Source organism: Mediterraneibacter glycyrrhizinilyticus (assembly GCF_015560805.1).
Taxonomy (GTDB): domain Bacteria; phylum Bacillota; class Clostridia; order Lachnospirales; family Lachnospiraceae; genus Schaedlerella; species Schaedlerella glycyrrhizinilytica_A.
Window position 1 is genome coordinate 99,366 of sequence record NZ_JADMSO010000002.1, and the last position, 25,596, is coordinate 124,961.

The following is a 25,596-nucleotide window of genomic DNA, read 5'->3' on the forward strand; positions in this document are numbered from 1 at the left end:
GGGAAAGATGAAAAAGATAAAATTTAAATTACAAAATCTTATATTTACAGAAAAATATGGGTTGGATGAACATTGGTGGATGCAATACAGGACAAGAAATGGAAGAAGAATGATACATGATAACAAGAAATCTTGTCATATTCTTTCTGCGAATGAGACAATCGATTGTTTTACATATTTGAACTCTATTACGATCCGTAAGTGGCGAAAATATACGCAAATAGATGATGTTACATTGAATTTAAAAGTGAAAGGAACTTTTGATATTCAGCTATTTGGTCATTATAGGGAAAGCGGTGATATAAAAAAAGAGTGGATTGGAGAAAAGCAGCGTTTTTATTGTCCGGAAATTACAGAAATATCAATCTCATATCCAAAAAATCTGAATAGTGAAGTTGCAGCGTTTTATCTGGCGGCATTGTCAGACGTTGAAATATATGAGGGATATTACTCAACATTTGTGGATCGGGATGCGATTCGTAATGTAGAAATTTCGATTGCATCTACAACATTTCGTAAAGAAGAATATATTGAGAATAATATTCATGTTCTGGAACGTGAATTATTCTATTCTGATGAGCAGGCAGGTCAGCATATTACTTTACGGATTGTAGATAATGGCAGGACATTGGATCAGGAAAAATATGAGAGCGAATATATTCACATATATCCGAACCAAAATGTTGGAGGGGCAGGAGGATTTACGCGAGGTATACTTGAATCTATGTCTGCGGAGAAAAAGCCAACGCATATTATTTTGATGGATGATGATGTGAAAATTCTTCCGGAAAGTCTGATCCGTACATATACATTATTGTCTTTGATAAAGCCGGAATACGATACTCATTTTATCAGTGGCGCGATGCTTTTTATGGAACACATGAATATTCAGCATGAAGACGTAGGATATGTACATAAAGATGGTTCGTTTGGTCCAAGAAAACCGGGAATGCAGTTACATTTATGGGATCATGTATTTATGAATGAAGAAGAATATGAACCGATGCCGGATTCGTATGCAGGATGGTGGTATTGCTGTATTCCGGTAAAAACAATGGATATGAGTGATTTGCCAATTCCACTATTTATTCGTGGAGATGACGTAGAATATAGTGTAAAACAACACGCACAATTTATTACGTTGAATGGAATTTGTATTTGGCATAAAGGGTTTGCAAATAAATATAACGCGGCGTTGGAATTATATCTTGTACATCGGAACAGCTTTATTACACAGGCAATGAGTGGAATTTGTGAAGATATTGATTTTATGGAGCGAATTGATGCATTTTTCTGGAAAGAACTAAAACGCTTGAGTTACCAAAGCTGTGAATTGCTTCTTGATGCTGTGGAAGATTATTTAAATGGACCGGAATTTATGATGACTCCTCAAGGTGAACGTATCATGAAAGAGCAAGGGGCAAAAAATGAAAAAATGCATGATATTCGTGATTTCAGAGAACTGAATCTGGACATGGGACATGTATTTGACGGAATTTATGATGAAGCAGAATTGAGAGGATTTAAGAAGTTTTGGTATAATTTGACATGTAACGGTCATATCGGACCAAACTGGCTTTTGAAAAAAGAGATAGGGGTGATACCTTATGATTGGTTCGAAGCACCTGCAAAGCAGTATATGAAGAAAGAACTGCTTGCGGTAAATCCGGTAGAAAAAACAGCATATTTAAGAGTACGATCCAGAAAAAGGTATCTGGAATTAATAAAAAGAAGAAAGAAATTAATGAAAAGATATAAAACACAGGGAAAACAGATTGCCGAGCAATACAGAAAAGCCTCAGAAACATTGAAAGGTGAAAAATTCTGGAAAGAATATTTGGGAATGTAAGAACGGAGGAAGCGAAATGAGTGAAAATTCGTTGATAAATAAGAGAGAGTTTAGTGCTTATCTTGATGAATTAAAACAACTAAAAAACTGTATTGTAATTATGGCAGTACGAGATACAATTGTAACCTCTCCAACAAAAACGAATATAAAAAAAGAGGAATATAGTAAACTGCAAACTTTAGGACTCAGTCAGTTAAGAACAGATAATATTGCACAACAGTTTTGGAGCGGATATGCGGCAGTGATTTTTAATGGAGATGTCATATATGAAAAATTAGATGAAAAAAGAGAAAATGTCGAATATAAAACTTTAATAGATGGAGTAGACATTCAGATCTTGAGTTCTCCGTATAAAAAAATGGATCGGGCATCTATTATTGTAGAGGGAAAAGAAGTGGCGGTGGATCAAAGAGGACTTAATATTGTTGTGATTGATAGTAAAAAAAAGTCAGTAATTGATTCCGTTGTTTTTGACACATGGGAAGAAAAAATAGGCATTACAAGGAAACGTATAAAGGACGATTATAATATGACTGAAATGGAACAGAAGCATTATGATGTTGGTATATTTGGACTCTGGTATGGTAGAAATTATGGAAGTATGGTTACATATTTTGCCTTGGATGAAGTTCTCAAGGGAATGGGGTATTCTACTGTTATGATAAAAAATCCGCTTGGACGTGAAGGAATAAATTTAGAGACATTGCCAAAATCTCATTCCTTACGTTTTGCAGAAAAGCATTATGACATTACTCCATTGTATAATCTGAATGAAATGTTTAAATTAAATCGTATGTGTGATAAGTTTGTTCTTGGTTCAGATCAAATGTGGAATTATGGATTGAGTAAGCCTTATCGTCAGTCATATTATTTTGATTTTGTCGAGGATGAAAAGAAAGCTATTTCATATGCTACGTCTTTCGGAAAGGATACTTATAATGCACCAGAGGAATATGCGAAAGAAGTACAGAAAAATCTTGCCAGATTTACGGCTATATCTGTACGAGATGATTTTTCCAAAAGAATCTGTGCAGAGAATTTTGGAATAAAAGCAGAGCAGGTGTTAGATTCTGTATTCTTATGTCCTCTTGAGAAGTATGAAGAATTAACGCAGGAATGCACAAATATACGAAAAGATTTTCTGTTTGCTTATATATTAGATCCAAGACCGGAGTTTGGAGAAGAAATCAAAAAGATTGCAGAAAAAACAGAAAAAAATGTAATTGTTATATTCAATGAGGGTGATAATAAAGCTGAAGCAAAAAAGAAATTAGCATTGGATTATAAAAATGTGGAGTATTGGGATGAAGCTACGCTTAATGAATGGCTATATTGTTTTAAAAATGCAGATTTTGTTATTACAGATTCTTTCCATGGTTCTGTTTTTGCAAGTATTTTTTCGAATGAGTTTATTGTAAAGAAAAATTTTGGCAGAGGCGGTGGACGCTTTGACTGCCTTATGGATCAACTAGGGTTAAGAAATCGTATGGTTGAAAAGATTTCCGATATTAGTACGCTTTTTGAACATGTATGGTTGAAAGATAAGATAGATTATCATGCTGTACAAGAACGTTTGCAGCCAGAGATTGATAAAAGTTATAAATGGTTTAAAGATGCATTGGAGTTACCAAAGGAGAAATTGCCACCAGTTGTTTTAGCAGATAAGACAGTAACAACTCCGGCTATTTGGAAGAATATAAAGTGTACAGGGTGTGGCGCGTGTTCAAATGTATGTCCGGCAGATGCGATTACAATGCTACCGAATAAGGATGGGTTTTTGAACCCAAGTGTAGATTATGACAAATGTATTAATTGTGGATTATGTGAGAAAAAATGTGTTGCATTACATCCTAAATATGAGAATTATTCAAAACCGGAATGCTATGCATTTTGGGCATCTGATGAAATAAGAGCTGTAAGTTCTTCTGGGGGAGTATTTACAGTTGCAGCAGAATATATTCTTGATAAAGGCGGGTATGTAGCGGGGACGATTTATAATGAAGATTATAGTGTGAGACACACAATTATTCATAGTAAAGATGAACTTTGGAAAATGCGAGGTTCTAAGTACATGCAGAGTGATGTACAGAAAATTTATAGAGATGTCAAGATTTTGCTTAATCAAGGTGAATTAGTACTCTTTACAGGATTGCCATGTCATATCGCAGCGTTGTATTCATGTCTTGGAGGTAGAAAGTATAAGAATTTGTATACCATAGATTTAGTATGTCATGGGATTACTTCGCAAAAAGTATTTGATAAGTTTCATGCGGATGTGCTTGGCGGAAAGAAATTAACAGATCTTCAATTTAAAGCAAAACAACCATGGGGATGGCATGCTGGAACGAATGCGAGATTTGAAGATGGAACAAGTTATTCGGTTCCATTGGAGCGATGTCCATATTTTATTGCGTACCTTAAGTGTATTTCTAAGAACACAACATGCGGTGAGTGTCAATTTAACAAACTACCAAGACAAGCAGATCTTTCCATAGGAGATTTCTGGGGCATTAATAAGTACAATGCTGAGTACAACGATCAAAAAGGAACGAGTGAAATACTTGTAAATAATGAGCGCGGTGCAGAATTCTTAGAGGAACTTAGAGGGACTGCAAAGTTAATGAAGCCGGTTCCACTTGAGATAGCTCTGAATGGTAATCACGTTATGAAAAAACCATATCGTATGCATAAAAACAGAAACTATTTCTTTAAGCATCTGGATGATACAAACTTTAAAGAGCTTACATTATCTTGTTTTCGAGATGATTTTAGCAAACAAGAAGAAAAAATATTGAAAGATATTAGCCCTAATATGCATAATTTGTATTATTTGGGAAAAATTGTAGCGGAAAATGCTAAAGGAAGAAAAGTAGTTGCATGGGGAGAGGGAAAAGTATCAAAAAAAATATTCAAAAAATATTTTGATATAGATATTGCGTTTACTGTTTTTGCATACGGACATCCGGTAAATGGAACAACAACTAGAGCAATTGAATCTCTGAAAGGAAAAAGCAATGAATATTATATTGTTAGTTTGGGACATGCATGGGATGCAAAAGCTGAAAAACTATTGAAAGACTTAGGATTTCAGAATGAAAAAGATTATATTTTCCGTGTTCACAAACCAATAGTGCTTGAAAATTATGATTTGTCTAAGGGGAATTATTCAGATATATATGGAAATCGAATTGTAGGAACATCCGGTATACTGAAAAAGATTGTGTTTAGAGGATTAAACAGTCGTATCGAGCTAGGTAGGGGAATTCATATTGGAAAGAGCCTAAATTTTGATATGGATACAAATGCATTGGTTGAAATTGGCGATGGCTGTCGATTTGCGTTTGATGTTACATTTGAATTGAAAGGGAATGTCATACCATTATCTACAGTAAAAATCGGTAAAAAATGTCGTTTCTTAGATGCACTTTTTAGAGTATACGGACATGCTCAGAATTCATCGATTATTATAGGTGATGAAAGTAGTTTTGAATCTAATTTGGACATGCATGCAAATGCTGGTAAAAAGTTAATTATAGGTCGTGATTGTATGTTTTCACATGATATCAGTGTTTGGGCTGGAGATGGACATACATTGTTTGATGTGACTACGGGAAAAAATACAAATAGCGATTACGATAATCTTCCTGAATGCAAGAACAAAATTGTATTAGGTGATCATGTTTGGGTTGGAAAAGGTGCATTTATTTTGGCAGGAACTAACATAGATACAGGAAGTGTTGTTGGTGCACAAAGTGTAGTGAAAGGGACATATCCTAACAACTGTGTTATCGCAGGAAATCCGGCAAAACTTGTCAAATATGATACTGCATGGAGCAGAGATATTGTGACAACAGATATTAAGCGATGTGGATCAGACGAATATGTAAAGTTGACAAATAGATCAGGTGAAAAAACAACTGCTAGTGTAATTGAAAAAAGTGGGATAATTGATAAAAATAAGATTCAAAATTGGTTAGTTACAGGAGGGAGTACAGGGTTCGGGAGAGCATTAGTAATTCGACTTCATGAATTAGGATATAAAGTTGTAGCAACGAGCCGTGATATTTCAAAATTGAAAGAGTTACCTAGAGGGATAGTGAAATTGCAAGTAGATGTTACAGATATTGATTCTTGTAGAGAAGCTATAAAGATGGCAATTGAACAGTTAGGAAAAATAGATGTACTGGTAAATAATGCAGGATTATCTCATACATCAAGTTTTGAAGAAACACCTGAAGAGATAGAAGAACAAATCATGGCGACTAATTATTGGGGAGTGTCGAACATGGTAAAGTCTATAATTCCATATATGCGAATGAATAGAAATGGTACGGTAATTAATATTTCATCGGCAAGTGGTTTTAGGGCACGAAATTTTGGCTCTCATTATGTTGCATCTAAATTTGCAGTAGATAATTTGACTAAAAACTTAAAATTTGAATGCCAAAAGTTTATGCGCTTTATGGCAGTAGAATTAGGTGGAATTAATACAGGACTTATTAAAAGACAAACGGTAATACACACGCAAATAGATGAGTATAAAAATTTACCTCAATTGTATCCATATGAGCGGAAATATGTAAATAAGATTGGAAAAACAGTTGATGCAGTTATTGAAACAGTCAATCACAAAGAATTACCTCGTGATTTAATTTTAGGATGGGATGCATACCAACAATTTCCACAGGTTATGCGAGTTTTTGACGAAGAGACTGAAAAATATAAAAATGTTTCAATATCTACAGATTTAGCTAAAAAAGATAATATAAGTTTGAAAGATATTACGTTGCCAAGAAATAAAAAGTTGAAAATGCAGAATTGGTTGATTACAGGAGCCAGTGGTGGTTGTGGGAAAGTCTTAGCATTAAGGTTAAAGAAATTGGGGTATACCGTTGCGGTAACAAGTCGAGATATGTCAAGGTTGGAATCAATGCCAGAAGGGATTTATAAAATAGAATCCCAACTTGATAGTAGTGATACATGTGAGAAAGCTATTCAAACAGCGATTGATATGATGGGCTCAGTGGATGTTTTAGTAAATAATGCGACAAGTAATTGCTGGAGCAGTTTTGAAGAATGTCCGGATGATATTATGGAAAAAGTGTTTAATGTTAATTACACAATTCCTAAAAATATGATGAGAGCAGTGTTACCACATATGAGAACAAATAAGAATGGAACGGTAATTAATATTACCTCCATCGCTGGAATTCAGCCAAGAGCCAGAGTTTCTACATATTCGGCAGCAAAAGCAGCGCTAGAAGGGCTCACACGAACATTGAAATCTGAATGTCAGAGATTTGCCAGGTTTATGGCAGTTGAATTTGTTTGTATGAGGACTGGAATAATGATTCATAATCCAGTAATAGATACACAGATTGAAGATTATAAAAATTTAGGTAGATATACACAGGAGGTGCCAACTATACCTAATCGTAAAGATATTGCAGCTCAACAAATAATTAACGTAGCGAATCAGGATATACTTCCTCAGTCGTTATTGATTGGCACGGAGTCATATTTAGTGGCTCGAAACGAAATAAAACGTGCAAAAGAAGAATTTGAAAAATATAAAGAAATAACTTTATCAGTTTGTGATCCGAAATAATGTTATAAAAGAAAATTGGAGGAAGATTATGAAATACGATTATTTAATCGTGGGTGCCGGACTTTTCGGTTCGGTTTTTGCCCATGAAGCAAAGAAAAAAGGAAAAACTTGTCTTGTGATCGATAAGCGTGACCACATTGCAGGAAACATTTACTGCGAAGAAATTGAGGGAATCAATGTACATAAATATGGCGCACATATTTTCCATACATCCAACAAAAAAGTGTGGGAGTACATTAATCAGTTTGCGGAATTTAACAATTATATTAATTCTCCAATTGCTGTATATAAGGACGAGCTTTATAATCTGCCGTTTAATATGAATACATTCAGCAAGATGTGGAATATCCGCACACCACAGGAGGCCAAAGAAAAGATTGCCCGGCAGGTTGCAGAAACAGGGATTACGGAGCCGAAGAATTTGGAAGAACAAGGACTTTCTCTTGTCGGAAAAGATGTATTTGAAAAACTGGTAAAAGGATATACGGAAAAGCAGTGGGGAAGAGACTGCAAAGATCTTCCGGCATTTATCATTAAACGCCTGCCGGTTCGTTTCACTTATGATAATAACTATTTTAATGATCGTTTTCAGGGAATTCCAATGGGCGGTTATACAAAAATTGTGGAAAAAATGCTGAATGGTGTTGAGGTGAAAACGAGTACGGATTATTTCACATTTATCAAGGAGAATCCGGATATCGCAGAGAAAACTGTATTTACAGGAATGATCGATGAATATTTTGGATATAAACTTGGAGCATTGGAATATCGATCCGTTCGTTTTGAGACAGAAGTATTGGATACAGATAATTATCAGGGAAATGCAGTTGTAAACTATACAGAGAGAGAAGTGCCTTATACTCGTATTATCGAACATAAGCATTTTGAGTTTGGAAAGCAAGAAAAAACGGTAATCTCCAGAGAGTATTCTTCTGAGTGGCATGTTGGAATGGAGCCTTATTATCCGGTAAACAATGAGACGAATAATGCATTGTTTGAAAAATACAAAGAGTTGGCAGCAAAAGAGGAAAATGTAATCTTTGGCGGACGTCTTGGAAATTATAAATATTATGATATGGACAAAGTTATAGAAGCAGCACTTGAAGTTTGTGAGGGAGAACTGGTATAATAGCTTCAAAAAAAGAAATTACGTTAATAGAAAAGCACGGGAGGGTTTTAAGATGAAGACCGCATTGGTTATTATGGCAGCAGGAATTGGATCACGATTCGGGGGAGGCATCAAGCAGCTTGAACCGGTTGGACCAAACGGCGAGATCATCATGGATTATTCGATTCATGATGCGGTAGAGGCTGGATTTGATAAGATCGTATTTATCATCCGTAAAGATATTGAGAAAGATTTCAGAGAAGCAATCGGAAATCGTATGGAAGAGCTTTGCGCGGCGAAAGGTGTGGAGATCGGTTATGCATTTCAGGAAATGTCGGATATTCCACATGGATTTTCTGTTCCGAAAGGACGGAAAAAACCGTGGGGAACCGGTCAGGCAGTCCTTGCATGCAAAGATATTGTAAAAGAGCCGTTTGCAGTGATCAATGCAGATGACTATTATGGAAAAGAAGCATTTGTAAAAATCCATGAGTTCTTACAGGATTATACACCGGATCGTGCAAATGCATTTTGTATGGCAGGTTTTATCCTGAAAAATACATTGAGCGAAAATGGCGGTGTTACAAGAGGTGTATGCAAAGTAGATTCTGACGGATTCTTGACCGGAGTGGACGAGACTTCCAATATCGTAAAGACGGCAGATGGTGCAGCGGTAGAAGCAGACGGCAACTTATCTCCAATTGATGAATTGTCAAATGTTTCGATGAATATGTGGGGCTTGACGCCGGAGTTTATCTCGATGCTGGAAGAGGGATTTTCGGTATTTTTTGAGAATATGGAGGGTAATGAGGAGAAAGCAGAGTACCTTCTTCCGATTTACATTGACGAATTGCTTCAGGAAGATTTGGTAAGTGTCAAAGTGTTGGAAACTGCAGATCGTTGGTTTGGTGTTACATACAAAGAGGACAAGCCGGTTGTAGTCGATTCTTTCCGGAAATTGATCGAAGACGGTATTTATCAGGCTGATCTGTTTGCAGATTGGAAAAAGTAAGCGAATAATAAAAAAATAAAACGAAAGAAAAGCAATTTCCGGGTAGGATCTGATCGGAACAGATTCCATCCGGAGATTTATTTTAGAGGAGCAGAATATGATTAATCCGATTACAGTAATGAAAATGTTGAATGAGCGTCATCAGTTTATTCAGAATCATCCGGATTTTTATCCGTTCTTAAAGGAGAATTTCGGTGAAGGGATCGAGCCGGGGACATTGATCGAAGTAACCGTAAAGCATCCGGGGGAAGAGCAGGAACGGAAAGTGACGATGGAAGTGCAGGGGACAGAACGGGCATTTTTTAAGGCTGCACAGGAGATATTGGGATAAGAAAGTGCATATCATTTTTTAAGGGAACATGCTATACTATATTCCGTAGAATTCCTCTGTATATAGGAGGAAATATATGGGAAGAAAGTTAAGGGAACTTACAATAAAAGATGATTTTATGTTTGGTGCGGTGATGTCCGATCCGGAAAACTGCAGGGAATTGTTGGAGATGATCCTTGGTATTTCTATTGACCGGATTGAAGTGAGCAAGGAAAAGAGTATGGTTTATCATCCGGAATATAAAGGCGTTCGTCTGGATGTGTATGCGCGGGATGAGGAGAATACTTGCTACAATGTAGAAATGCAGGCATCACGAAGACCGGTACTTGGAAAAAGAAGCCGTTATTATCAAAGCCAGATGGACATGGAGATGCTGCAAAGCGGCAGAGACTATGAAGAACTGCCAAAAAGTTTTGTGGTGTTTATTTGTGATTTTGATCCATTTGGAAAAGAACTCTATCGGTACACATTCAAGATGAAATGTGAAGAAGATGTCAATGTAGAATTGGAAGATGCAAGGCAGATCATTTTTCTGAGTACGCAAGGGAAGAATCGGGAGGAAGTTCCGAAAGAACTGGTGACATTTTTGGAATATGTGAAAGCGGATTTAGAAGAAAGTCAGAAAGATTTTCATAATTCTTATGTCCGCAGACTTCAGGATTCAGTTCAAAGAGTAAAAGCAAACCGGGAAATGGAGGAGCGTTTTATGCTTTTGGAAGAAAAATTGAAGGAAGAACGTGCCGAAGGTGAAAAGATAGGATGGAAGCTAGGTCAGACACAAGGCGCGCGTGACATGTTATTAAAAATGTTGGAAATTTTAGGGGAGATTCCGGAACCGATCAGAGAGAAGATTACTTCTGTATCGGAGCAGGAAACATTGATGGATTGGGCAAAAATAGCAGTTCAATCGGCGTCTATGGAAGAGTTCGTAAAGAAAATTTCTGAATAAGTTCAATCTCATTTTATGATGAGTCTGTAAGTCCCGGATGATCGAAAATGATGATCCGGGATTCGTGTCAAAAAGTCAATGCCGTTTCAGGCAAAGTTCAGAACATACAGAGGGATTCTATCAAAGGAAAATGTAGATTATTCGTGAGTCTGCCAGACCGCTTTCAAAACAAATTGTATAAAGACACTATGAAAGAAGAAATTTGCCAGGGAAACAAAGCGGAATCGCCGAGTGAAGATAGCAGAAAATATAGCAAATCAGTCGGGGCTGTGATAAAATACAGGCATAGTATTTTATCACAGCCCCGCTTTATGATGAATGAAAAATCTTCGGGCGGCAGGGCAAAAGGAGGCGGAAGATGGGCGGTGAAAAGAAAGAACCACTTCACAAAAGTTTCGGATATGCTTGGGAGGGGATCACCGCGGTCATAAAAAAAGAGCGGAACATGAAGATCCATTGCTGTGTGATGATCCTTGTCATTTTGGCGGGGGCAATCTTTCGGATTGCCGCATGGAAGTGGTGTATCTGCTTTTGTTTGTTCGGTCTGGTTATGTCGCTGGAAATCGTAAATACTGCAGTGGAAGCCGTTGTGGATCTTGTGACCGAAGAGCGGAAACCGCTTGCGAAACTGGCGAAAGATGCGGCGGCAGGCGCAGTTCTTCTTGCGGCGATAATGGCAGTGATCGCAGGGCTGATCCTGTTTCTCCCGGAGGGACTGGAATTTTTGTGTATGGTCCTTAAGTAGAGCGAAGTTCGGGCAAAAAAGAGGAGGAAGCCGATAGCAGAGTAAAGTTCGGACAGAAAAGGCAAATCAGAAAATATGAATCAGAAAATATGAATCAGAAAATATGAATCAGAAAATACGAATCAGAAAATACGGAGGAGAAGAAAATTATGGATGGAATCGGAGAAAACATTAAAAAAATATTATTAGCAGGAATCGGAGCGGTTGCGACAACGACAGAGAAATCCAAAGAGCTTCTGGATGAGATGGTGAAAAAGGGTGAATTGACCGTCGAACAGGGAAAGGTTCTGAATGAGGAGCTGAAACACAATATTAAGAAGACGATGAAAGAGAAAGTCAATGTTTCCGTGAAAGTGTCGGATCCGGAGGAACTGGACGAGCTGCTGGAGAAGATGACACCCGAACAGATTACTCGATTAAAAGAGCGGCTGAGCCAGCTTGATCAGCAGGAGGAAGAACCGGAAGCTGAAAAAACGGATACTTCCGAGATGGAAAACGTACCATTGGATGAGAAAGGTGCGGAGAATGTAAAGGAAGCGAGTGAGGATGAGTAAGCAGGAAGCTCCGGAATACAAGGGACGATTGAGGGAGATAACCGCTGTACTGCGGAAACATGGCATTACCCGGGGGGTTACGCCGGAAAAGCTGCGGCTGATCTTGGAAGATCTGGGACCAACGTACATTAAGCTGGGACAGATCATGTCGATGCATTCGGATATTCTTCCGAAGCGGTACTGCGAAGAACTTATGCGCCTGCGGTCTGAGGTGGCGCCGATGCCGTTTGTGGAAGTGGCGCGGGTTCTGGAAGACGCTTATGGAGTTTCATGGGATGTGATCTTTCAAAAGATCGAAGAGACACCTCTCGGAGCTGCTTCGATCGCACAGGTACACCGCGCGGTACTTCAGGACGGCAGTCAGGTTGTGATCAAGGTGCAGCGCAGGGGGATCTATGAGACGATGGCGAGAGATATCGCGCTGCTGAAAAAAGCAGTTCGACTTCTGCCGCCGGTCAGTTTAAAAGGCATGGTCGATCTGGACATGGTTCTGGATGAATTATGGAGTGTCACGCGGGAAGAGATGAATTTCCTGACGGAAGCTGCCAATATGGAAGAATTCCGAAAACAGAATGAAGAAGTTGTATTCGTTGGCGTCCCGAAACTGTATCAGGAATATACGACGACGCATGTGCTTGTCATGGAATATATTGACGGCATTGGGATTGACGACAAGGAAACGCTACGTACGAACGGCTATGATCTTGATGAGATCGGAAGTAAACTGGCAGATAACTTTATCAGGCAAGTGATCGAGGATGGTTTTTTTCATGCGGATCCGCATCCGGGAAATCTTCGCGTACGGGACGGCAAGATCATCTGGATCGATATGGGGATGATGGGACGTCTGACGGAACGGGACAGGCAGCAGCTTGAAATGGCAGTCCGCGGTGTGGCGGCAAAAGATATCAGCATGATCCAGGAAGCGGTGATGGCGCTTGGAGAATTTAAAGAACAGCCGGATCCGAGTATTTTATATGAAAGCATCAGCGCGATGTTTGTCAAATATGGCACGATGGATATGGGGCAGATCGATGTGGCGGAAATTCTTATGGACATGATGGATGTGATGAAAGAAAATAAGATCGTCATGCCGCACGGACTCACGATGCTGGCTCGTGGGCTGACGCATATGGAGGGCGTACTGGCAGATATTTCTCCGGAGATCAATATGGTGGAGATTGCGGCGGCAAGGATGAAAGATCGGATTTTTCGGACAGAAGACTGGAAAAAGACATTGAAAGGCGTCGGAAAGAGTCTGTACAGATCCATGTATAAGTCGATCGAACTTCCGTCGCTTCTGGCGGAATTGATGCAGGGGCATCTGAAAGGGCAGACAAAAGTAAATCTGGATCTGCATGCATCGGATGAACTGGAGCGTCTTTTACGCAGGCTGGTCCGCAATATCGTGATGGGGTTATGGGTCATGGCGCTTCTGATCAGTTCCAGTATTATCTGTACGACGGATATGCGCCCGAAGATCTGGGGGATTCCGGCGCTGGGAGCATTTGGATATCTGATCGCATTCGGAATTGTTGTGTATGTTTTTTTGAAACATATTTTTTCAAAAAAATGACAGCAGGATGGGAAAAGAGCAGGAGAAAATAAGAAAAGTCGGTTTATAAGACAAGATAGTTTATAAGACAAGATGGTTTATATGACAAGAAGGAGAGGGCAATGTCAAAAGAAGATTACATCAAAGCGCAGCGAATGGGGAAGCGTGATTATCAGTTACGGATGATGAAAGGACTTCCTCCGACTTTAGAAGTTCTGGATGACATATTGCCGCCGAAAGGAAGTTATTCGGAAGTGCCGCTTGGATTGGTGCAGATTCCGATGGACTTGATCGTGGGAACGAAAACCGGCGGGCGAAGCAGTGCATTTGCGGGTAATTTTATGCCGATCTTAAAAGATAATACAGAATTTGCAATCAAATGGGCTCTGTTAAGCACAGCACATGTGACCGAGGGAATCCGGGAACCGGTCAAGGCTTATGAATACATGAATAAATTTTACATTCTGGAGGGAAATAAGCGGGTCAGCGTTATGAAGTATTATGATGCCGTGTCGATTCCGGGAGAGGTGATCCGGATCATTCCTCCGAGAACGAAAGAAAAAGAAAACCGGATTTATTTTGAGTTTCTGGATTTTTATGAAGTTTCAAAAGTGAATTATATCTGGTTCAGCAATACGGGAAGTTTTGGGAAGCTCTTGACTGTGATGAAAAAAAAGCCGGATGAAGTATGGACGGAAGAAGAGCGGCTGCTGTTCAGCTCCGTATACTCCCGTTTTCTGGGAGAATATACGGCGCGCGGCGGAAAAGAGCTGTCCATTACGCCGGGAGATGCATTTTTGTCGTTCGTGACACTGTATGGGTATCAGGCGGTCTGTGATAAGACGATGAGTGAACTGAAAAATCTGGTGGCAAAAAGCTGGGAAGAATTTACCCTGTTGCAGAGTGGGAAAGAAATCGACCTGAAACTGGCTCCGACAGAAGAAAAAAAGACACTTTTAAGCAGAATCCTGTCGATGAGTTCCACGAAATTAAAAGCTGCGTTCATCTACGCCAAAACGCCGGGAACCTCTGCGTGGACGTATGCGCATGAGCTGGGACGTCTGCATCTGGAACAGACATTTCCGGATGAAGTCAGCACCGTCGTTTATGAAAATGTAACGCTTACTAATATAGAAGTCTGCATGGAATCGGCGATTAAGTCGGGATGCAATCTTGTATTTACGACTTCTCCAGCGTTTGCGCAAGCGAGTCTGAAAGCGGCGATCGCATATCCGGATGTCCGGATATTGAATTGCTCTTTGAATACTTCCCACCGTTATATCAGGACGTATTACGCGCGGATGCATGAGGCCAAATTTCTGATGGGTGCGATCGCGGGTGCAATGGCGGAAAATAACAGGCTTTTGTATCTGGAGGATTATCCGATTTATGGTTCGGTTGCCAATATCAATGCATTTGCGCTTGGCGCAAAAATGATCAATCCGAGAGTAAAGGTATATTTGGAATGGACGTCCAGAAAAAGATTTGATCTTTATGAACTGATCCGAAATCTCAGACCGGATTGCATTTCCGGAAAAGATATGGTGATCCCGGAAGAGGCGACGAGGTCTTTCGGGATTTACAGACAGGAGGGGGATTACACGCAAAGCCTGGCAATGCCGCTTTGGCACTGGGGCAGATTCTATGAGCTTTTGATCCGTACGATCATGGACGGAACGTGGAAGAGCGATGATAAAGCGCCGGGTAAGAAAGCGATCAATTACTGGTGGGGAATGTCGGCAGGAGTGATCGATGTCATTTGCTCAAAGAATATCCCGAATGAAACAAAACGTCTGGTAGACCTGCTCAAACAGTCGATCATATCCGGGCAATTTGACGTGTTTTCCGGCGTGCTCTCTTCGCAGGACGGGATTGTACAGGACGACCCGGAACGAAGTCTGACGCCGGATGAAATTATAAAGATGGACTGGCTTGCCGAGAATGTGATCGGAAGTATTCCGAAGACGGAGGAACTGAAAGAGCAGGCGAAGCCGGTAACGTTTCAGCAGGGAGTCAAAAAAGAGAAAGGGCAGATCTGAAGTATGAAAATCATGGTGATAGCAGATGAAGAATCGAAATATCTGTGGAATCATTTTGACAAAAGTAAGCTGGATGGAGCGGATCTGATCATTTCCTGCGGAGATCTGGATCCGCGATACTTGTCGTTTCTCGTGACGCTTTCGGCGGTTCCGGTACTTTATGTGCATGGAAATCACGATGGAAAATACGAACAGATCCCGCCGGAGGGATGTACCTGTATCGAAGATGAGATTTATGAATACGAGGGGATCCGGATCCTGGGGCTCGGCGGATCGATGCGTTATACAGGCGGGGCGCATCAGTATACGGAAAAAGAGATGCAGAAGCGGGTGAGGAAGCTTCGGTGGAAACTATGGAGAAAGAAAGGATTTGATATTCTGGTCACGCATGCACCCGCATATCAGCTGAACGACGGCCGGGACTTGCCGCATCAGGGATTCAAAGTGTTTCGGGATCTGATGGAAAAATACAGACCGCGTTTTTTTCTTCACGGTCATGTCCATATGAATTATGGGCGAAACCAGAAACGGTATGACAGATATCAAGATACCCATGTGATCAACGGATTTGAACGCTATGTGTTTGAATTCGGAGAAGTGTCAAATGAAAGGAGAAAAAAGTAAGATGTATATTGCAGATGAAAAACGATATGAGACAATGAAATTCCGTGCCAGCGGAAAAAGTGGTCTGAAGCTTCCGGAAGTTGTACTGGGACTGTGGCATAATTTTGGAGACACCGCTTCTTTTGAGAGGATGAGGGAACTCTGTTTTACCGCATTTGACAATGGGATCACGCATTTTGATCTGGCGAATAACTACGGACCGGAACCGGGAAGCGCAGAGAAAAATTTCGGGCGGATCTTAAAAGAAGACCTGATGCCGTATCGGGATGAACTGATCATCAGCACAAAAGCGGGATATGATATGTGGCTGGGACCATACGGCAACTGGGGAAGCAGAAAATATCTGCTGGCAAGTCTGGATCAGAGCCTGAAACGGATGGGGCTGGATTATGTGGATATTTTCTATCATCACCGGATGGATCCGGAAACGCCGTTGGAGGAGACAATGGGCGCGCTCGATCAGGCGGTAAAAAGCGGAAAGGCGTTGTACGCAGGGCTTTCCAATTATGATGGCGCGACGATGAAAAAAGCATGCGCGATCTTAAGAGAACTTCATTGTCCGTTTGTGATCAATCAGAACCGTTATTCTATTTTTGACCGCACGATCGAAAAGAACGGGCTGAAAGCTGCCGCAAAAGAAGAGGGGGTCGGAATCATCACATTTAGTCCTTTGGAACAGGGGATATTGACGGATCGTTATCTGAACGGGATTCCGGAGGACAGCAGGGTGAAGACGGATGGAAGATTCTTAAATAAGGAACGGCTGACATCCGATAAGATCGAAAAGGCGCGTGCACTGAATGAGTTGGCAAAAGAGCGTGGCGAGAGTCTTGCGAGAATGGCGCTGAAATGGGTCAGAAAAGACGATGCGGTGACAAGCGTTCTGATCGGGGCGTCCAGACCGGAACAGATACTGGATAATATCAAAATGATAAACAGTCCGGATTTTACAGAAGAAGAGCTTCAAAAAATCGATGAGATCGTGTTATAATGGAATGGATTTTGAACAGATAACGCATGGAGGATGACACAATATGGATTTTTTGACGCAGCTGGATCATAATTTTATCGACGTCAATGTACTTTTCTTCATTCAGGAATATCTTCGGTTTGAATGGATGACGCCGATCTGGAAATTTATCACTTGGCTTGGCGATGCGGGATGGTTTTGGATCGCATTGTCTGTGATCCTGCTGATTCCGAAAAGAACGAGAAAGATCGGTGCGGCGGCGTTGATCTCCCTTTTGATCGGTGCGCTGATCACCAATGTAGCGTTGAAAAATCTGGTTGCCCGGACCAGGCCGTATGAGGTGATCGACGGATTGATCTTACTGGTAGATCCTCAGCATGATTTTTCATTTCCATCCGGACATTCCTGCGCATCATTCGCAGCGGCGATGGTATACTATAAAATGTTTCCGAAGAAATATGGTGTACCCGCCGTGATCCTGGCAACGCTCATCGCGCTGTCGAGATTATATGTGGGAGTCCACTATCCGTCGGATGTAGCCGCAGGAATCTTGATCGGTATTCTTGCAGCATGGATCGCATGCCGGATCGTGGGAGAGAAAAAAGATGTGAAAAAGAAGTCTGAAGAAAGTTGAAAGAGAGGGCATCCGTCCTGTGATTTGTTTCAATCACAGGACGGATGCCCTCGGCTTGTAGTATGGTAATAAATTTAAAGGATTTCCATCGCGGCTGTCCATCCCTCTCGTATGGCATCGCCGATCTGTCTTGCTTTTACACAGTCTCCGATTTCCCAGAATGGAACGGAGATTGCTTTTTTCAGATCAGAGGTATCGTTTGCTTTTCGTCCCATTGCATTTACGACACTGTCCGCATGCAGGGTGATTTCCTGCCCGTTCTGAACGGCGGTGACAAAATCTTTTCCGACTTTGGTCACTGTTGCATTGACCTCATACTTTCCGCCGTTTTTGTCAATAAAATCATGAACGGCAGTTCTGTAAAGCCCGGTTGTTTCCGGCATCAGACATTCCTGCATTTCTATGATGGTTGTATGGATTCCGTGGGCGATATAATCGGCTGCAGCTTCACATCCGACCAGTCCGCCTCCAAGAACGATGGTGCTTTTGCCCAGATGTTCAAAGTCATTTTTATAAACATCCATGGCAGTGAAAGCCTGATCGATCCCCTCGATCGGCAGGATCAGATCGTCAGAACCTGTGGCAAGGATCACTGCTTCCGGTTGAATCGTTTGGATCAGTTCCGCGCGAACCTCACAGTCCAGACGGATTTCGATGGGGCGTTTGCTTACTTCACGAATCAACAGATCTTTGAAGTTTCGGATATCAATTTTATGATCTGTGTGATCGGTAAAATTGAGAAGACCGCCTAAGGTATGTGATTTTTCACAGAGAATGACCTGATGACCTCTGTCAGACGCTGTAATAGCCGCCTGCATACCGCCGCATCCTCCTCCTACGATCAGAACTTTGCGGCTTGCGTTTGGCTGCGGCATGAGTTCCGGTAAAATTTTATGGTGAGATGCAGGCCATACGTCATATGGGTTGATGGTGCAGGAGTCGAGCGGAGGGAACTTCACCGTCCATTTTTCGGTTTCGTGTTCGCCCGATGGACCCGGATAACAGCGTCCGCATCTTAAACAACGCCGGATTTCGTCGGCACGTCCCTCCATCGCCTTGTTTGGGAATTCCGGATCGGCAAAAAACTGCCGTCCCATGGATACCATATCGACTTTGCCGGAGGCGATCGCCTGTTCTGCCATTTCAGGAGAATTAATACCTCCCACGACAGCGACCGGAACGGAGACATTCTGTTTGATAACGGCAGCGTTATCAATGTTTGCACCATGAGGAGCGTAAGTGGTTGTAAATTCCCAGCTTCTCGAGGAACTGAGATAATGACCGCAGGATACGTGGATCAAGTCGATATAAGGCTCACATAATTGACAATATTTTACTGCGTCGTCAAGATTCAGTCTTCCAGGCAGATGTTCATCACTGCTGACACGGATTTCGATCAGGAAATCAGGTCCCATGGCTTTGCGGATCGCTTGAAGCAGTTCGACGGTAAAACGGGCGCGGTTTTCAAAGGACCCGCCATAGGAATCCGTACGCTTATTATACATCGGAGAGAGAAATTGTGCGGGAAGCCATCCGTGTCCGCAATGGATCATGATCCCTTCCCATCCGGCATCTTTAAACCACTGGCAGGCAGTAATATGTTCTTGTATATGCTCCCGGATTTCTTTCTCAGTGAAAGCATCTACATGTGTGATTCCATCGTCAAGATCTTTTTCGGAGGGACCTTTCGGATTGATCCCGTCACCGATATATGTTTTGATCTCACCGGTTGAAAGCAGTTCTCCGATTGGAAGAGCGCCGTAACTTTTGATCATTTCGGCAGTTTGCTTAGTGATATTAAATATTTCATCCTCCCGTGATGTGAAATCAATATCGGGTTCAAATGGAAAGCGTTTGCAGTAAGTGTGATTTGGACTTAATTCACCAAGGACCACGCTGCCGGCGCCGCCGCGGGCTTTTGCTTCAAGCATATAATAAGCGCGTTTGGGCATTGGTGGATAATATCCGAAAGCGTCTGCTTCGATATAGTGTTCAAATGCAAATAGGGCGGGAGCCGCCTCAATGCGGTTTTTGATCGTTTTGCTTCCGACTTTGATCGGAGAGAATAAATGTGGAAAATATGGATTTTGCTCTGACATGGAAGATCTCCTTTCTTTAAAGACTATTGTCTAAATCATAATGACTGTTGTATGATGGGAGTATAGCAAAAAAACAAAGAAGAAACATCAGATAAAGGATGGAATAAAGAGAAAAAGCAGAAGAACTATTTAGACTTTAGTCTGAAAGGAAAGCGGAATTATGGAGAAGAATCTTGAATTGCAGGAGATGACCGTTGAGGAAATGAAAACGTTCATCAAATTGGGAAAGAAAAAAGAAGAAATGTTTCAGGCATTGCAGAAAGGGAACGGGATGAAAGGAATTTTAAATGTGGCATATGAATTGCTCGAAAATCCGATCACCGTTTGCGATACAAGTTTTTCGATTATTGAAAATTATCCGCTTCACTCAAATGACAAGGATTTTGAGATCAGAAACGGTAAGCAGTATATGAAAACGGAAGCGGTGCAGTCTATGCATCGGGAACGTCTTGTTGAACGGATTTTCTCGGAGACAGCGCCGTTTACATTTTACAGGGATGCATTGGGGGTAAATATGATGTACTGCAGGATTTCGATCAAAAGAAGTGTGGTAGGTTATATTTGTGTGCTGGCAAGGAAGCGTTCGTTTGAAACGACCGATTTTGAGATCGTGCGCACACTTTCCCAGATGCTGTCGGTAGAAATGCAGAAAAATAGTTTTTTTACAGAGCGAACAGGGTTCAAATACGAATATTTTCTTACAGATTTATTGGATGGAAATATGGTTGGGAAAGAGTTTATCGAACAACGGATCCGGCAGTTGGGGCGAAAACCGATGCGTCACTATTGGATCATGACAGGTATGTTTGAAAAAGAACAGGACATCTATATGAATCAGCGGTATTATATAGAACAAATGGTGACGATCATCAAAAACAGCATTGCACTGTTTTATAAAGGACATATCGTTCTGCTGACATCAGCAGAGGCGAGGATTCCGTTTGATGTTGCGGAGGAGGTAAAAATAAAAGATTTTTTAACTTTAAATCGTATGAAATTGGCAATCAGTCATCAATTTGATAATCCGTCAGATGCACAGCTGTATTATCAGCAAACGATAAGACTTTTATCTGTCTGCGGATCATTGGAGACTTCGGCATGCGTCCTGCGTTATGGAGAATATATGATAGAAAGTTTGATCGATCCTAAAATGAAAAAGATACAGAGGAAAGCGGCGATCCATCCGGATATCAAATATTTGATAGCATACGACCGGGAAAACAGGACAGAATATTTTCACACATTGCGCGTGTATATTTCCTGCGGAAGAAATGCGTTGAGAAGTGCGGAAACGCTCCATATCCACAAAAGCACATTTTTTTATCGGATGAATAAAATTGCGGAATTACTTGGAGGACCGATCGAAGAACGGTTATTTCAGTACGAAATATCTCTGCGGCTTTTGAAATTGTCGGGAGATAAAAGTGGGAACAGTAATACGACAGGCAAATAAAACAGAAGCAGAACTAAAAAACGGGTACATCGTGCTGTTATCAAAAAAGACGGTGTACCCGTATAAAATTGCATTAATAATATCCGTGTCCGCTTTCGTAGACAGATTCGCATGTCAGCTGCACGCCAAGCTTCTGGAATGTCTTGATATCCACGTCAGAAAGCATCACAGAAGTATGTGCCTGACAGCCATGCAGTTTAGGAAGCTGTTCGAGAGCAAGTCTGGCGTCTTCATTTGCCGCGGCGCTTGTGGAGAGTGCGATCAGCACTTCGTCCGTATGCAGTCTCGGGTTGCGGCTCTTCAGATAATCTACTTTCAGCTTCTGGATCGGTTCGATCGCCTCAGGGGAGATGATGTGCAGTTCATGTCCCAGACCGGCAAGTTCTTTTAATACGTTCAGAAGAAGTGCTGCGGAAGCACCGAGCAGATTGGAAGTCTTTCCGGTGATAATGCGTCCGTCCGGAAGTTCCAGAGCAGCAGCAGGGGACTGGGTTTCCTGTGCTCTGTTCAGAGCAGCGGCAACTACTTTGCGGTCCTGGATCGTAACGCCGGCCTGATTCATCAAAAGCTCGATCTTCTGAGCAGGTTCTTCCGAGCATGTCCCTTTTAAAAGATCGTTCAGGGCAGCGTAGTAACGGCGGATGATCTCCTGACCGGAAGCTTCGCGGCAAGCTTCATCGTCGCAGATGCAGTTGCCGGCCATATTGACGCCCATGTCTGTCGGAGATTTGTATGGGCTTTTTCCGTAAATCTTTTCAAAAATCGTGTTCAGAACAGGAAATACTTCTACGTCACGGTTGTAGTTGACGGTCGTCTCACCGTAGGCTTCCAGATGGAACGGGTCGATCATGTTGACGTCGTTCAGATCTGCGGTTGCCGCCTCATATGCGAGGTTGACAGGATGCTTCAGCGGCAGATTCCAGATCGGAAATGTCTCGAATTTGGCATATCCTGCATGGATTCCGCGTTTATGTTCATGATATAACTGAGAGAGACAGGTTGCCATTTTTCCGCTTCCCGGTCCGGGTGCGGTTACGATAACGAGCGGACGGGTTGTCTCGATATATTCATTCTTTCCGTAACCCTCGTCGCTGACGATCAGTGGGATATTGGACGGATACCCTGCGATATTGTAATGAATATATACTTTGATCCCCAGATTTTCCAGCCGGTTTTTGAAAAGGAGAGCGCTTTCCTGACCGGAATACTGCGTGATGACAACACTGCCGACATAGAGACCGTTCTGACGGAAAGAGTCCATCAGACGGAGTACATCCGTATCGTAAGTGATACCAAGATCTCCGCGGACTTTATTCTTTTCGATGTCCTTGGCGCTGATGACAATGATGATCTCTGCCTGGTCGCTCAAATGCATCAGCATGCGAAGTTTACTGTCCGGTTCGAACCCCGGAAGAACCCGGGATGCATGATAGTCGTCAAAAAGCTTTCCGCCAAATTCCAGATAGAGTTTGTGATCAAACTGTTCGATCCTCTGTCGGATGTGTTCAGACTGCATTCGCAAATACTTTTCGTTATCAAAACCTGTTCTCATAAAATACTATCTCCATTCGATGTCATGATTCGTTATAATTTTCAGATACGCATATCAGTATACTACAAAATGATTTCATTTTACAAGAATTTCATTCATTCAGTTTACAATATTTTCATAATCTTCTTGTTGATTTCTATCTGGTGCATATTTATAATAAGATTAGTTGAGTTTAGGAGGAGCATAATGGACAATAAAAATAATAATCGTAAGGGTCCCGGCGGCAACCGGCAGGGATGGGGGATTATCATGTTTACCACCTTGCTGGCTGTTTTTGTTGTTATGGGGCTGTATTCGCTGATGCAGGATAAGAATCCGGAAGAGATCAGCTATGATAAATTTATCGAGATGGTCGATAAAGGCGAGGTAGACACGGTTGCGTTGGATGCAACCAAGATTTACATTACATTGACAGACGAGGCGAGAAAAAAAGAACTGGGTAAGGACGAGGAGAACGGTGCGCTTGCCACAAACAACCTGATCAGCCAGATGGAGGAACTCGTCAGTCAGCAGGAAGACGGAGAAGAAGAGGACGTCGAAAAGATGCCGGATTATTTTGCCGGACGTGTAGACGACGAGACGCTGCCGCAGAGACTTCTGGATGCGAAAGTGAAATTCAGTCAGGAGATTCCGGATACGGCGTCGTCCCTGATCTTTGAATTGCTTGTGACGCTCGTCTTCCCGCTTCTGATGTTCGGCATCCTGATCAATTTCGTGATGCGTCGGATGTCAAAAGGAAGCGGCATGATGGGCATTGGAAAGAGCAATGCAAAAGTATATGTAGAGAAAGAGACCGGGGTGACATTCCAGGATGTTGCCGGTCAGGATGAAGCAAAAGAGTCGCTTCAGGAAGTCGTGGATTTTCTTCATAATCCGGGCAAATATACCGGGATCGGAGCAAAGCTTCCGAAAGGAGCGCTGCTTGTGGGACCTCCGGGAACCGGAAAGACACTTCTTGCAAAAGCGGTGGCAGGAGAAGCGAAAGTGCCGTTCTTCTCATTGTCGGGTTCCGCATTTGTGGAGATGTATGTCGGTGTCGGAGCGTCCCGTGTGCGTGACCTGTTCAAACAGGCACAGCAGATGGCGCCGTGTATCGTATTTATCGATGAGATCGATGCGATCGGAAAAAGCCGTGATACCGCAATGGGCGGCGGCAATGATGAACGCGAACAGACATTGAACCAGCTTCTGGCCGAGATGGATGGATTTGACACGAACAAAGGACTGCTTTTGCTGGCGGCAACAAACCGTCCGGAGGTACTGGATCCAGCGCTTCTTCGTCCGGGACGTTTTGACCGGAGGATCATCGTGGACAAACCGGACCTGAAAGGACGTATCGATACGCTGAAAGTACATTCCAAAGATGTAAAGATGGATGAGACAGTCGATCTGGAAGCGATCGCGCTTGCAACGTCCGGCGCTGTCGGATCGGATCTTGCAAATATGATCAATGAAGCTGCGATCAATGCTGTGAAGAACGGACGGCAGGTGGTCAGCCAGAAAGACTTGTTTGAAGCTGTCGAAGTCGTTCTTGTCGGAAAAGAGAAGAAAGATCGTATCATGAGTGAGGAGGAACGCAGGATCGTTTCTTATCATGAGGTTGGACATGCGCTTGTCAGTGCGCTTCAGAAAGACGCGGAGCCGGTACAGAAGATCACGATCGTGCCGAGGACGATGGGAGCCCTTGGTTATGTCATGCAGACTCCAGAAGAGGAAAAATATCTGAACACAAAGAAAGAACTGGAAGCAATGCTTGTCGGTGCGCTTGCCGGCAGAGCGGCGGAAGAGATCGTCTTCGATACTGTGACGACCGGAGCGTCTAATGATATTGAACAGGCGACGAAGATTGCCCGTGCAATGATCACACAATATGGTATGTCGGAGAAATTCGGTCTGATCGGATTGGAGTCTGTACAGCACAGGTATCTGGACGGACGTGCTGTGATGAACTGCGGAGATGCAACAGCGGCAGAGATCGATTCCGAAGTGATGAAGATGCTGAAAGATGCTTATGAAGAGGCAAAACGGCTCTTGCGGGAGAATCGGGAAGCATTGGATAAGATTTCCGCGTTCCTGATCGAAAAAGAGACGATCACCGGAAAAGAATTTATGAAGATCCTGCGGGAAGTCCAAGGTGTGGAAGAACCGGAAGAGCAGGACGGAAAAACAGTGAAAAAAGAGATGCGGATTGCGATGAAGCCGGTGGAGGGACAGGAAGTTCAGGATACAGTGAACGAAGAAAAAGAAGCAGTATCAGACATGGAAATCACTCCATCCGAGACAGACGCAGATATGAATTTATCCGCTCCTGCAGCAGAAGAAGATACAAAAGTGCCGACTTCCGAGGAAAAGATTGAGGAAGTGAAAGAGGAAGAAGCACAGGATGCGGCAGAGGACAAATAATCAGACATGATCGGGCAGATACAGGGCGAACATCCTGTTCCTGCCCGATTGTTCTATTGAAGAATGATAGAAAGAACGATGTGTATTTTGAAGAAGCATCATGAGGAAAAG

The 25,596-nt window shown here is 42.2% G+C and carries 17 protein-coding genes; 15 read left to right on the plus strand and 2 right to left on the minus strand.

Annotated elements, in window-relative coordinates:
* The first annotated feature begins 7 nt into the window (after window positions 1-7).
* The 13 genes from I2H87_RS02510 to I2H87_RS02570 all read left to right on the plus strand — a co-directional run bounded on the left by I2H87_RS02510 (window position 8) and on the right by I2H87_RS02570 (window position 17,978).
* Window positions 8-1,849: a glycosyltransferase family protein gene (locus I2H87_RS02510; protein WP_195609254.1), complete on the plus strand. Its 1,842-nt coding sequence runs from the start codon at window positions 8-10 to the stop codon at window positions 1,847-1,849.
* A gap of 16 nt (window positions 1,850-1,865) precedes the next feature.
* Entirely contained in the window at window positions 1,866-7,457 is a 5,592-nt protein-coding gene (locus tag I2H87_RS02515) for an SDR family NAD(P)-dependent oxidoreductase (protein ID WP_195609255.1), read from the plus strand.
* A gap of 28 nt (window positions 7,458-7,485) precedes the next feature.
* Entirely contained in the window at window positions 7,486-8,586 is a 1,101-nt protein-coding gene (gene glf / locus I2H87_RS02520) for a UDP-galactopyranose mutase (RefSeq protein ID WP_117550925.1), read from the plus strand.
* A gap of 52 nt (window positions 8,587-8,638) precedes the next feature.
* Window positions 8,639-9,577, plus strand: coding sequence for a nucleotidyltransferase family protein (locus I2H87_RS02525; RefSeq protein WP_009267810.1), 939 nt, complete (start codon window positions 8,639-8,641; stop codon window positions 9,575-9,577).
* A gap of 97 nt (window positions 9,578-9,674) precedes the next feature.
* On the plus strand, window positions 9,675-9,908 hold the full coding sequence (locus I2H87_RS02530; protein ID WP_009267809.1) for a hypothetical protein: 234 nt from the start codon (window positions 9,675-9,677) through the stop codon (window positions 9,906-9,908).
* A 76-nt stretch (window positions 9,909-9,984) separates the two neighbouring features.
* A complete protein-coding gene (locus tag I2H87_RS02535) occupies window positions 9,985-10,857 on the plus strand; it encodes an Rpn family recombination-promoting nuclease/putative transposase (protein WP_195609256.1) in 873 nt (290 codons plus the stop codon).
* 358 nt (window positions 10,858-11,215) lie between these two features.
* Complete coding sequence (locus I2H87_RS02540; RefSeq protein WP_009267806.1) at window positions 11,216-11,602, plus strand: diacylglycerol kinase family protein; 387 nt, start codon at window positions 11,216-11,218, stop codon at window positions 11,600-11,602.
* 149 nt (window positions 11,603-11,751) lie between these two features.
* Window positions 11,752-12,156, plus strand: a complete 405-nt coding sequence (locus I2H87_RS02545) for a phasin family protein (RefSeq protein WP_009267805.1) — start codon at window positions 11,752-11,754, stop codon at window positions 12,154-12,156.
* Window positions 12,149-13,732 carry an ABC1 kinase family protein gene (locus tag I2H87_RS02550; protein ID WP_009267804.1) on the plus strand — a complete coding sequence of 528 codons (1,584 nt, stop codon included), beginning with the start codon at window positions 12,149-12,151 and terminating at the stop codon, window positions 13,730-13,732. Before I2H87_RS02545 ends, I2H87_RS02550 begins: the two co-directional genes overlap by 8 nt.
* A gap of 101 nt (window positions 13,733-13,833) precedes the next feature.
* Complete coding sequence (locus I2H87_RS02555) at window positions 13,834-15,750, plus strand: BMP family ABC transporter substrate-binding protein (RefSeq protein ID WP_009267803.1); 1,917 nt, start codon at window positions 13,834-13,836, stop codon at window positions 15,748-15,750.
* Between the two features lie 3 nt (window positions 15,751-15,753).
* Complete coding sequence (locus I2H87_RS02560) at window positions 15,754-16,374, plus strand: metallophosphoesterase family protein (RefSeq protein WP_009267802.1); 621 nt, start codon at window positions 15,754-15,756, stop codon at window positions 16,372-16,374.
* A 1-nt stretch (window position 16,375) separates the two neighbouring features.
* On the plus strand, window positions 16,376-17,365 hold the full coding sequence (locus I2H87_RS02565; protein ID WP_022150881.1) for an aldo/keto reductase: 990 nt from the start codon (window positions 16,376-16,378) through the stop codon (window positions 17,363-17,365).
* A gap of 43 nt (window positions 17,366-17,408) precedes the next feature.
* Window positions 17,409-17,978, plus strand: coding sequence for a phosphatase PAP2 family protein (locus I2H87_RS02570; RefSeq protein ID WP_054703132.1), 570 nt, complete (start codon window positions 17,409-17,411; stop codon window positions 17,976-17,978).
* Between the two features lie 74 nt (window positions 17,979-18,052).
* Here the strand turns inward: I2H87_RS02570 and I2H87_RS02575 are convergent, their stop codons facing one another.
* Window positions 18,053-20,077: an NAD(P)/FAD-dependent oxidoreductase gene (locus tag I2H87_RS02575; RefSeq protein ID WP_195609257.1), complete on the minus strand. Its 2,025-nt coding sequence runs from the start codon at window positions 20,075-20,077 to the stop codon at window positions 18,053-18,055.
* Between the two features lie 160 nt (window positions 20,078-20,237).
* Between I2H87_RS02575 and I2H87_RS02580 the strand changes: the two genes are divergently transcribed.
* Window positions 20,238-21,530 (plus strand): PucR family transcriptional regulator, encoded by a 1,293-nt coding sequence (locus tag I2H87_RS02580; protein WP_009267798.1) that lies wholly within the window; start codon window positions 20,238-20,240, stop codon window positions 21,528-21,530.
* A gap of 73 nt (window positions 21,531-21,603) precedes the next feature.
* On the opposite strand, the gene I2H87_RS02585 is transcribed toward I2H87_RS02580, so the two are convergent.
* Window positions 21,604-23,082 (minus strand): DUF1846 domain-containing protein, encoded by a 1,479-nt coding sequence (locus tag I2H87_RS02585; RefSeq protein ID WP_022151780.1) that lies wholly within the window; start codon window positions 23,080-23,082, stop codon window positions 21,604-21,606.
* A gap of 186 nt (window positions 23,083-23,268) precedes the next feature.
* On the opposite strand from I2H87_RS02585, the gene ftsH reads away from it, so the two are divergent.
* On the plus strand, window positions 23,269-25,485 hold the full coding sequence (gene ftsH, locus I2H87_RS02590; protein WP_117550915.1) for an ATP-dependent zinc metalloprotease FtsH: 2,217 nt from the start codon (window positions 23,269-23,271) through the stop codon (window positions 25,483-25,485).
* The last annotated feature ends 111 nt before the right edge of the window (window positions 25,486-25,596 follow it).